The 10,862-nt window shown below is 39.2% G+C and carries 8 protein-coding genes; 2 read left to right on the forward strand and 6 right to left on the reverse strand.

Annotated elements, in window-relative coordinates; translation table 11 throughout:
- On the reverse strand, window positions 1-1,604 hold a 1,604-nt coding region (locus tag PLL47_RS13475), incomplete at its 3' end, for a PKD domain-containing protein (RefSeq protein ID WP_324446941.1).
- 751 nt (window positions 1,605-2,355) lie between these two features.
- Here PLL47_RS13475 and PLL47_RS13480 point away from each other — a divergent pair.
- Window positions 2,356-2,922 (forward strand): flavin reductase family protein, encoded by a 567-nt coding sequence (locus tag PLL47_RS13480; protein ID WP_324446943.1) that lies wholly within the window; start codon window positions 2,356-2,358, stop codon window positions 2,920-2,922.
- Window positions 2,923-3,003: 81 nt separating this feature from the next.
- On the opposite strand, the gene PLL47_RS13485 is transcribed toward PLL47_RS13480, so the two are convergent.
- Window positions 3,004-5,397, reverse strand: a complete 2,394-nt coding sequence (locus PLL47_RS13485) for a sensor histidine kinase (RefSeq protein WP_324446945.1) — start codon at window positions 5,395-5,397, stop codon at window positions 3,004-3,006.
- A 404-nt stretch (window positions 5,398-5,801) separates the two neighbouring features.
- Window positions 5,802-6,998 carry an aldo/keto reductase gene (locus PLL47_RS13490; RefSeq protein WP_324446946.1) on the reverse strand — a complete coding sequence of 399 codons (1,197 nt, stop codon included), beginning with the start codon at window positions 6,996-6,998 and terminating at the stop codon, window positions 5,802-5,804.
- Window positions 6,999-7,192: 194 nt separating this feature from the next.
- Here PLL47_RS13490 and PLL47_RS13495 point away from each other — a divergent pair, with 194 nt between their 5' ends.
- A complete protein-coding gene (locus PLL47_RS13495; RefSeq protein ID WP_324446948.1) occupies window positions 7,193-7,759 on the forward strand; it encodes a DUF3795 domain-containing protein in 567 nt (188 codons plus the stop codon).
- Between the two features lie 373 nt (window positions 7,760-8,132).
- Here PLL47_RS13495 and PLL47_RS13500 read toward each other — a convergent pair whose 3' ends face one another.
- The 3 genes from PLL47_RS13500 to PLL47_RS13510 all read right to left on the reverse strand — a co-directional run bounded on the left by PLL47_RS13500 (window position 8,133) and on the right by PLL47_RS13510 (window position 10,562).
- Window positions 8,133-8,432 (reverse strand): carboxymuconolactone decarboxylase family protein, encoded by a 300-nt coding sequence (locus PLL47_RS13500; RefSeq protein ID WP_324446950.1) that lies wholly within the window; start codon window positions 8,430-8,432, stop codon window positions 8,133-8,135.
- Window positions 8,433-8,948: 516 nt separating this feature from the next.
- The gene (locus PLL47_RS13505) at window positions 8,949-9,296 is read right to left on the reverse strand and encodes a GNAT family N-acetyltransferase (RefSeq protein WP_324446951.1); all 348 of its coding nucleotides are present in this window, start codon (window positions 9,294-9,296) and stop codon (window positions 8,949-8,951) included.
- 408 nt (window positions 9,297-9,704) lie between these two features.
- On the reverse strand, window positions 9,705-10,562 hold the full coding sequence (locus PLL47_RS13510; protein WP_324446953.1) for a YihY/virulence factor BrkB family protein: 858 nt from the start codon (window positions 10,560-10,562) through the stop codon (window positions 9,705-9,707).
- Window positions 10,563-10,862: the final 300 nt, after the last annotated feature.

Raw genomic sequence — 10,862 nt, forward strand, 5'->3', positions numbered from 1 at the left:
ATTTCCTTTACCTCAACGTTCTTTGCGGGTTCAGGTGAACCGCCGCCACCGCCGCTGCTGTGGCTGCTTCCTCCATTGCTCTTCCTATCTACAATTATCTGAGCAGTTTTTTCATTTGTGCCGTTTCCATTAATTGCAGTCAGTTTAACAGTGTAAGTTCCTGCTGAAGAATAAGTGTGCGTTGGATTCTGCTCAGTTGAAGTGGCTCCGTCTCCAAAGTCCCATGACCAGGATTCTACGTTTTGCGAATGGTCAGTAAAGGTAACTAAAAGCGGAGCATAGCCACCTATGACACTGGTACTGAAATCTGCTACAGGACCTTGAAGTACAGTTATAATAGCAGTTTTTGAATTCGTGCCATTTGTATTGCTTACTGTCAGGTTAACTGTGTAGTTTCCTGCTGTGGAATAAATATGAGTTGGGTTCTGACTTGCTAATGTACTTCCATCCCCGAAATCCCATGCCCAGGATGACGGAAATCCGGTTGATGTATCTGTAAACGCTACGTTCAGTGGTGAAAGTCCAGCTGTGGGATTACTGGTGAAGTTAGCAACTGGAACTGTTGGGTCAATAACCTTAATTGTTTTAGTCATAGATTGAATGGAAACATCATTTTTTACGGTTAGATTAGCTGTGTAAGTTCCTGGTGTTGTATATGCATGATTAACGTTTGCAGTACTGCTGTTAGACCCGTCACCAAAATCAAGCCGTTCAGAAGTCTGGTTGGTACTGTAATCCACAAAAGTTACAGTTTCCCCAGTCAGTATGGTATCTGAAGAAACCGTGAAATTTGCAGTCACATTAGAGAATCTGGGGGACCACTGTGTCCATGATGAATTACCCAACTCTCCCATGAGATAGAATTTCCCGCCCTTCTGGTAGGTATAATTTAGAATTGATTCCAGTCTCGATGTCGAGGTCTGATATTCCCCATCGACAGTTGGAGTAATCTTATGGCCATATAATACCAGTACGTATCCATTCTGTATTGCGTAATCAATTCCATATTGTATGGATTCCAGGCTAACACCAGACTGGTCGTCTATTTCAACAGCATACAGAACTTGAGTATCATCCCACTTGTAATAAGCACCTGTTTGATTTATATTATCTGTACCGAAGGCAGTCGTTCTAATTGTCTTGAAATATGGAGCCAGTAATGCATCAGTAGTTTCATTTCTACTTCCATATGGATATGTAAAGGAATAAGCTGGATAACCATAGCCTTTTAGTTCTGCGATGTTCGGGAGTATTTCCTGGTTCAGCCACTCTTGAGAAGTGTGATTATTCAGGAACTCAAGCGAATCTACGTGATTGTACCCGTGCGCGGATATTTCCCATCCAGCATTTTGCAGTGCAGTCAGGTTATCTGTTGTACCCTGTCCCCAGTCACTTAATCTGTTTAAATTCATGGTACAATTAGCATTATACGCCTTGAACAGGTCTCGATTTTCGTAACAGGGACCAACATTTTGCACATCATCCCATGATAGAGCAATACCTCCTTGATGACCCGTATCTGCACTGGCAGTACCGGACAGGCAAATTAACAGTAAGAGAAATAATCCATATTTTGCACATGATTTAAAATTGTGGGATTTCATTGCGATCAGATCTCCTTAATGAAGACAGCATTGAATGCTTCCTTTTTAAACAGTGATTTAAAAATCTCCTTTTTTTCAATTTTAATGTAAAAGCTTCTTTTTTGGTGAATGAGGCAGGATTCTTCCTTTTGCAGTTTGCTTCAATCTCATATTATCCTCCAGGTATGTACTATGAACTCCGTTTTTAGACTTTGATATGTTCAAAATGCTTCTTTTGCCAGACATTAGACCTTAAAAGATACTCACAGCCTGGTTTTGAGAGACAATCTAATCTGAAGACAGAATAAATTTAGTTGAACAGTATATAATATTACATTCTAATATTTATAAGTAAGTTATCCCGGTTATACCCTGATTTGCAATTAATTATGCTCATAAAAAATCGATATAGTTTTGAGTGTAAACGTTCGTGTTTAAGCCGCATAATAAATTTAGAATGTATAGCCAGTATCAGTACGGAAAAACACAAAAAGGCTGTCTCTGTTGCTGTCTCAGTAATACACAGATTTTATCACAAAATTGTGTGCGAAAAGATGAAGAGTTATAATAAAGAAAATAGTAAACAGATAATGTTATTTTAAGATATTTCTAAGGAGGCAGGAGTTTTGGAAGATTGGATGATAAAGATTTCAGTACTCTGGCTCTTTGCATCAATTGCCTTTCTGGCTCATTAGGTAAGCGGGTTCACATAATCCTTACCAATTAATAATATAAACTACACTGCTATCTTATTAAAAAGGAGGTTTTAAGCATGAAACAATCAATCGGAGCAAAACCACTTGCTTTTCCGACTCCTGCCTGGGTTGTCGGTACATATGACTTGAACGGAAAACCCAATGCTATGACTGTGGCATGGGGAGGAATCTGCTGTTCGAATCCTCCATGCATCACCGTATCCTTAAGAAAGGCTACCTACAGCTATGCAGGAATTATGGAAAATAAGGCATTCACTGTGAGTATCCCCTCTGAGGATTATGTGAAAGAGACAGACTATTTTGGCATTGCAAGCGGAAGGGATGAAGATAAGTTCGGCTGCGCCTGTCTTACGCCGGTAAGAAGCGAACTTGTGCCTGCCCCGTATGTTGGGGAGTTCCCTGTTATCCTTGAATGCAAACTTCTCCACAGCCTTGAAGTAGGGCTCCACACCATGTTTGTAGGGGAGATAGTGGACATCAAGGCAGAAGAATCCGTACTTGACGAAAATGGAAATCCTGATATCGAAAAGATCAAACCTGTTATTTACGGGACAGGAAACAGAAGCTATTACGGCATCGGCAGCAACCTCGGAAAAGCCTTTTCCATAGGCAAAAAATCCTGAGTTGATAATGAGAAAAACACAGACCTGAAAAACTCGCAGATGCTGTGTGAGGGAAAATTTGGGTTTAAACTGGAGAGGGGGTCAGTTGTTTAAATTAAGCGGTATGGTGAAAACAAACTTGCTTCCCTCACCAGACTTGCTTTCAACCCATATTCTGCCTTCATGCATCTCCACAAATTTCTTAACAAGGGAAAGCCCGAGTCCGGTTCCTGTCTGTGTTCTGATCTCTGAATTTTCGAGCTGTGTAAAAGGCTGAAACACTTTTTTGGCTTCTTCTTCGGATATTCCGATGCCTGTGTCCATGACAGTAATTTCTGCTCCGGCATCTGCAATCCTGGCATCGACGGTGACGTGTCCTCCTTCGGGTGTGAACTTTATTGCATTATCCATGAGGTTATACAATATCTGCTTGAATTTTGTCCTGTCAGCCTTAATTGTAGCCAGGTTTTCATCAACCGTGTTCAGGATCTGAATATTTTTCTTTGAGGCAAGAGGGGTTAATAATGTCTTAACTTCAGATACTGAACTGGATATCGAAAGTTTCTCTACGTGCAGTTCCATTTTCCCGGCTTCGATTTTGGAGAGGTCAAGGATATCATTGATCAGCTTAAGGAGATGACCTCCGCTCACTGATATATTGTTGACATACCTCAGCTGCTTTTCATTAAGAGGGCCGAAGTTTTGAGTAAGCAGCATATCCGAAAAACCAATAATCGAATTCAGCGGTGTCCTCAGTTCATGGCTCATGCTTGCCAGAAATTCACTTTTTGCCTTATTGGCGATTTCAGCTTCCATTTTTGCTCTGACAAGCTCACTCTGCATTTTTTTGGTATCCGTTATGTCTGAAATTATTGTATACAGGAATATTTTCCCGTTTATCTGAATAGGATAACTGTATTTTTCAATGTCACGAAGTTCTCCGCTGGATAAACGGTGAGTGAAAAAGAAGTGGTTGAGATCCCTTGACTTTGCCTGCTCCAGTTCCTCCAGAATTTTTTCTTTTGGAAGTATATTGATGTTAGAAATATTCAGGCCAAGCATTTGTTCTCTGGTATATCCGTAGTAAGAACAGGCAGCAGGGTTTGCATCACATATATTTCCCGTATCAGGATCTATCAGCATTATCACAGCGCCGTTGTTTTGAAACAGAGAGCGGTATCTGTTTTCGCTTTCTTTTACCAGCTTTTCAGCCTGTTTGCGCTCAGTAATATCTTCTATTATGCAGATGGTCTGAACATGGTTTCCGTTTTCGTCCTTCAAGCCGGAAGAATTAATATTTACATCTATATGTTTTCCGTTTTTTCGAGTCATCCTGTATTCTTTGTTGAAGGAAAAGCCCCTGCTCTCCAGTTCGCACATGGACCCCATAAACTTATTCATATATTCAGGAGATATAATATTACTTACAGGCTGTCCTCTAAGCTCATCCTGCCTGTAATCAAGGAGCTCTTCTGTCCGGGAGTTGCAGTCGATAATAATTCCTTTTGAATCTATCAGAACGATAAGGTTAGCAGCATTTTGAAACATGGATCTGTAGATTTCTTCCCCAGTATGTATTGCTTTTTCAGACTGCCTTCGCTCTATCCCCATGCCTATAAGGTTTGCAGCAATCCTGAGTATCGATATATTGTCTTTTCCCCAGCTTCCGGTATTGACCACATTGTCCATTCCCATGAAGCCTGCAAGTTTTCCGCTAACATATAAAGGCAAAACAATGAGGGACTTGATTTCCTGTTTCTCTAGCATCTCTTTTTCTACTGCTGCTTCCACAGGTAAAGCAGAGACATCGGTGATATGGATTATACCGTCTTTATGAAGTTTATCCATCCACCATGGGCACTTATTGGAATAATTATTCTGCAGGTTAATTTTCTGAGGCTCCACCCCTTCAGCACACCATTCGTGAGTGTTGTCTATATATATTCCATTTTCACGAATCAAAAAGATGTAACTTCTGCCAGCCCCGCAGAGAATACCTATTTTCTCAAGTGTAAGATTAATATCCCTTTCAAGCTTAGCTGGACTGGTAAACATATTTGAGATTTCCAGCAATACTTTTTCTATCTCCAGCCTGTGCCTGATTGATTCTTTTGATTTTATTTTGTCAGTTACATCCAGAACTGTACCTGAAAAGCGTGTATATGAGTTGTCCTTGTCAGGAAGTAACAGAATTCTCTCATTAATCCAGCGTATCTGTCCTGATTTTGTTAACAGTCTATACTCAAGAGTAAAGTCTTTCTCTTTTATTTCATAATGATCCCAAAACTCGGAATGTACCCTTTCCAGATCTTCCTTATATATGATCTCGTCATACAGCATCCTTTTTAAAACGAAATCTTCCGGCTTATAACCAAATTCTGCAATGTTTTCTGACACAAAATCAACAGGCCAGCCTTTTTCAGCCCTTCTAAGAAAAACAACCGTTTGCCCGCTTTCATAAACGAAATCCATTTTAGCTTTTATTTCGGGTTTCATGTGGATTTATCCAGTATTGCAAAATTTTTCATTTCTTCTTTGAAGTTTTTAAACAACTGTGAATTCCCATCAATCAAGGGTAACCAGATACTTAACTTCTGGATTTTATAGCCATCATTTCGTTTTTTAACTATTCCACTGTATTACAGATTATAGTATGAAATTCAGAGAATAAATTATTATCTATATAAATTTTTGTAGTATCTCTTCCAGAATTTCTTCTATGATTCAGTAATTTATCCCGAAAGCCGGTCCTCAGGTCAATTCTGCAGAAAAGAAACCCTGAAAGGCAAGTTCCATATCAGGGCTAAAAGATCAATTCAAGAGATTCAGGTATTTTTAGCTCAGGTAATTTTAACCGTCAGGTTAAAAAGATCCCCAAAGGACATTTGACTGCCTGTTCTTCATTCTTTCCTGAAAGTTTTTTTTGCAATAACCTTCCATCCTTTGAAATCTTTTCCTTCAAACTCTTTCTCGATGGCTTCAAGCAGGGAAGGTATATCCAGGTGCTGAGGACATTTTTCAACGCACTGCCCGCATTGCACACACTGAGAAGCATATCCCGGTACATCACCTCTTATTATTCCTCCGGGCTTTGCCGCGTACATGAGTTTAGCTTCTTTTTCATTGCCTGAGAGGTAAAATCCATCATAAATTTCAAAACAGCTTGGGATGTCCACTCCTGAAGGACAGGGCATACAGTACCTGCAGCCCGTACAGCCTGTTTTCATGAGTTCCCTGTACTTTTGTTCCGCTTTTTTGACAAGCTTCAATTCTGCTTCAGTCATTGAATCAGGATAAGCTTCACATGCTACTCTCAGGTTTTCTTCTATATGAAACTCTTCATTCATGCCTGAAAGCACAACCGTAACCTCGGGATGGTTCCAGATCCAGCGTAAAGCCCATTCTGCAGGCGTGCGTTTTACTGTAGCTTTGTTCCAGATGTCCTGTACCGCAGAAGGTACAGGTTCTGCCAGCTTGCCTCCACGCAGAGGTTCCATAACGATCACACCCAGACCCTTTGATGCAGCGTATTCAAGTCCCACTGTTCCGGCCTGGTTCTTTTCATCAAGGAAATTGTACTGGATCTGACAGAAGATCCATGGGTAAGAGTCCACGATACGCTTAAAGTCTTCAACTGATCCGTGGAAAGAAAAACCAGCGTTAATTATTCGCCCGTCAGCCTTTGCCTGGTCGAGAAAACTGAGGACACCAAGCTTTTCCATTTTATCCCACAGCACTCCCACCAGCCCATGCACAAGATAATAATCGATATGGTCCGTCCTGAGCCTTTCAAGCTGGGCATTCAGGAATCTGTCCATATCTTCCCTGCACTTCACGTTCCATGAAGGCAGTTTTGTTGCGAGTTTGACCTTTTCACGATATCCGTCGGCAAGAGTTCTCCCGACAAACGGTTCGCTTTCTCCCATATGGTAAGTCCATGCTGTGTCTATGTAGTTCACTCCGTGGTCGATTGCATAACGCACCTGCTGTCTGGCTCTTTCTTCATCTATTTTTCCTTCATTTAGAGGAAGGCGCATGCATCCAAACCCGAGTATTGAAAGTTCGTCTCCGTTCCCTGGCATTTTTCTGTACAGCATTTCCTATACCTTCTGTTTTAAGTTGTTTCCTTTTAAGTTGTTCCCCTGCTTTTTAAGGATTTCTACTTTTTAAACTGGTCGGAGGTGATTTTCTTTCTTAAATACTTTTTAGCCTTTTTTAACCTCAATCCTGAAAGTCTGTCGTGCAGTGGCTTTAGAACAAAATAGATATTGAGTGAGCTACTTACACTAAAATGGTAAACATGCATATTGACTATCCTGAGATTGGAATCTGTGGACTTTCCTGTAGACTTTGCCCCATGTATAATACCGAATCAAAGAGCAGATGCTCAGGATGCAAGAGTTCAGCCAGAATGGCGCTTGGCTGCCCGTTTATCACATGCGCTGTAAAGAAAAAAGGCATTGAATTTTGCTGGAACTGCGAAGAAAGTAAAACCTGTGAAAAATGGAAGAAACACAGAGAAGCAGGTAAAAGGCATGATTCTTTCAAATGTTATCAAACACTTGAAGATGATATCTCATTTATACATAAGAACGGCATTGATGAATTTGAAAAAATACAGAAACAAAGAAAGCAGTTACTGAATGGTATGTTAAAAGACTTTAATGAAGGCCGTTCAAAAAGCTATTTTTGTATTGCTGCAACCGTTTTTGAACTTGAAGAACTTAAGGAAGCTCTGACCCGGGCAAAAAAAGAATCTGATGGAATTGATAATGTTAAGGAAAAATCAAAGATTCTTCATTCAATTTTAGATAACAACTCTTTGAAGAAAAAATATTGCCTGAAATTGAGGAAATGAACAGGCGTTCTGTGATATCATAAATGGCTTTTGTTTTTGAAAAATGACAGAATTTTTTTAACCAATTAAAAAAAGAAAAGGATCTTTGTGGAAAACAGGACACCTGGTTCTTGGGATTGAGTTTAGGTGGATATGAGTTTGGGATATATTAAAAAGAGTTATCTCAGATGCCCTGTTCCCTATGATATTTAGTCTCCCATCACATATAAAAATAGTGAAATTATTGTTTTTTACTTTTATTAGCAGATCAAAAACAGAAAGAGTACTGCGCTTATTCGCTCACAGTTAAGTTGAAGACCTTTTAATCTAAAGGATAAGCTCAGGCAGTATCATTGCCTGAGACATGCCTGATAATTAGTTACAGTAATTAGTTTTACAGAACGTCATTAAGAGCTCTTGCAGCCGTATATACGCTTCCAACCCCAAAAATATACTGGGCTATTCTTATTGCCTCCAGAACCTCCTCTTTAGTGGCTCCTGCCTGCATTGCCTGGACTGCAAGAACTTTTACACCGTCCACTGCACCATTAGCCGCATCAAGTGCCATCGCAATAAGTAGTTTGTATTTCATGGGTATTCCGCCTTCTGAAAATGCAAGTCCACGTGTGCTTTCCAGAAGTTTAAAGAACTCAGGGTCTTTATCTATTATAACCTGCAATGGGTTTTCTGACAATTTATCGTCTCCTTACCAGTTATTTCTCAAAATTCCGAAAGTATTTATCAGGTATTTTTTCATTTCGATTGTTAATATCTTGTTACTTGTCATCCTGTTTATTTATTGCTCTATTTAATTTGGCATATGTTCCAGTTTTCTATGGCATTCTCTGCTTTGTCAAGCTCATTCTTTCCTGTTATCCGTTTTCAGGATTTAATTTAATCAAAAAATGTCCTTTTTAGCCTCGATAGGGCAAAGAAGTTCTAAAACACGTAATTATTGATAAAAAAGGACTTTAAACAAATAATTGAAAAAAGAGCTAAAAAGGTCTAAAAAAGGATAAAAAAGCAAAAAGAATGTACAGAAGAAATTAAGCTTGGGGGTAGGGCATCTGGTTTCGGTGAGGTGGGGATTGGGGGGATAGGAATTGGGGTATTCTAAAAGAGTTTTTCAGATGCCCAATATAGATATAATCTTTATTAATATATAAAATTGAGTTTATACTGCTATTTTTCAGCCATTTCTGGAAGTACTCTAATTCTTTGAATCTGGATCAGTTATTTTATTTTCTGGTGTAAACTCATAAGTTATTGTTCCTTCTTCGGGTCCTTTTCCTTTAAAATGAAAACCATTTTTTTCCAGCACACGGATTGAAGCCTTAAGGTGCGGATATGTGCTGGCTATGATGTAATCTTTTTTGAGGCTTAAAAGAGCCCATTCTAACATTGCCCGGACAGCTTCTGTTGCATACCCTTTGTTCTGGTAATCAGAAAGGACGGAATACCCTATCTCAAGGGTTCCATTTTCGTGAGCAATAAACCCTCCGCTTCCTATCAGGACAGGCAGTTCTGATGCATTCTGGTGCAAAAGCAGGGCGGTCATGAAGTTCCAGAAGATATAGTCTGACAGTTGCAGGAACCAGAGACATCCTCTTAGTGTTGATAGGAAAGAAAATAAGAGACATGCAACAGATTAAGTTTTTTTTGGAGATAATCTTTTTGGTAAATTGCTTTTAAGACATGGAAATGTTAAAACCTTAACTTCCGCCTTTTTAAGCGCATAATGTTCTTCTGATATCATATTATGTGCTTAAACATAAGCGCATGAATAAAAAGTTCTAATTTAAAATCACAATCAACTGACTTAGTAGATTAGTGAAATTAGATTTATGCGCTTAAATTTTGGGAACTCAGGGTATAAATTAACCTTATAGTAGACTATTTTATCTCAATTGTAGAATCAAATGTAGTTTTGAGACAGCTTGTGATGTTCATTTTAATCAGGCATAAATTACCTGTATTCAGATTCAGGAGCACTCCTTGATTCAGAATAGACTTTTGTGAATTCAGCACCAATTGTAATCATAATTGAGGAGTAGTATATCAGGAGAAATAATCCGGTAATCGATCCTACTGCCCCATAAACGCTTACAGGGTCGATGTATGCGAAATAAAGACTCAGTGCGTATTTTCCTATGTTTATAAGAATAACTGTTACGAGTGAGCCTGCAAAAGCAGATCTCATATCAAGTTTTGTGTCGGGCAGTATTCTGTACACAAGCATGAAAAATATCACAAGGATCAGAAAACTGGCTGTGAACCCTGCATACCGGGCAAGAGTAAGGGAAAAATAAAAGAATTCGTGGAACATTTTTGAAGCCGCATAAAGGACTCCTTCGACAATTATGCTGAGCGACAGAAGCCCTCCAAAAATGATGACTACAAAAAAGGATACGCCTGTATCGGTTATAAAGTCTTTAACAGTGCTGGGCTCAGCGGGCTTGATATTCCAGGCTTTCTCAAGGAAATTTTTCAATTGCCTGAAAACATTGCTTGCACTCCAGAGCAGGAGCAAAAAGCCGGCCAGTGCAGCTATCGAGAGAGAATCAATTTCAGGGATATGTTCAAAAAGTGCAGTTGTCATATCAAGCACACTCTGATCAACGAACCCCTGCATGTTCTCAATTATATTTTCCTGAATTCTTTTTGATCTTAAAAAAATACTTCCTATTGAGACAGAAAAAAGCAGAAAGGAGGGAAGACTCAGGACAAAATAGAATGCCAGTGCAGCACTGTGGGTTTTTGCGTCATCTTCCATCCATTCCTTTATTGTTCTGGTAACCAGGTTTCTTATGTTCCCGGACCTCATATTTTCCCCAATTCAATAGTGTAATCTGTTTAATTAAACATTTCTTATGAAAGTTCTGTATATTTGTGAATCAAAGGGACTGCAGCCGATCCGCCAGATAAATAATATAGAGAATGCCCTGAGTTACCTAAACTCTCTGTTTCACAGCATGGGTAGCTGAGTTCAAAAAAGAAGAAATAGATAAATCCATGAAGGTTTAATTTTTTCTATTTAACCTTCACATCACTTTCAGACACCTTTAATTGGTATGTAACTTCATTAGTATGTAACTTCATTAGTATGTAACTTCATTAGTATGTA

This window comes from Methanosarcina sp. (assembly GCF_035390745.1).
Classification (GTDB): domain Archaea; phylum Halobacteriota; class Methanosarcinia; order Methanosarcinales; family Methanosarcinaceae; genus Methanosarcina.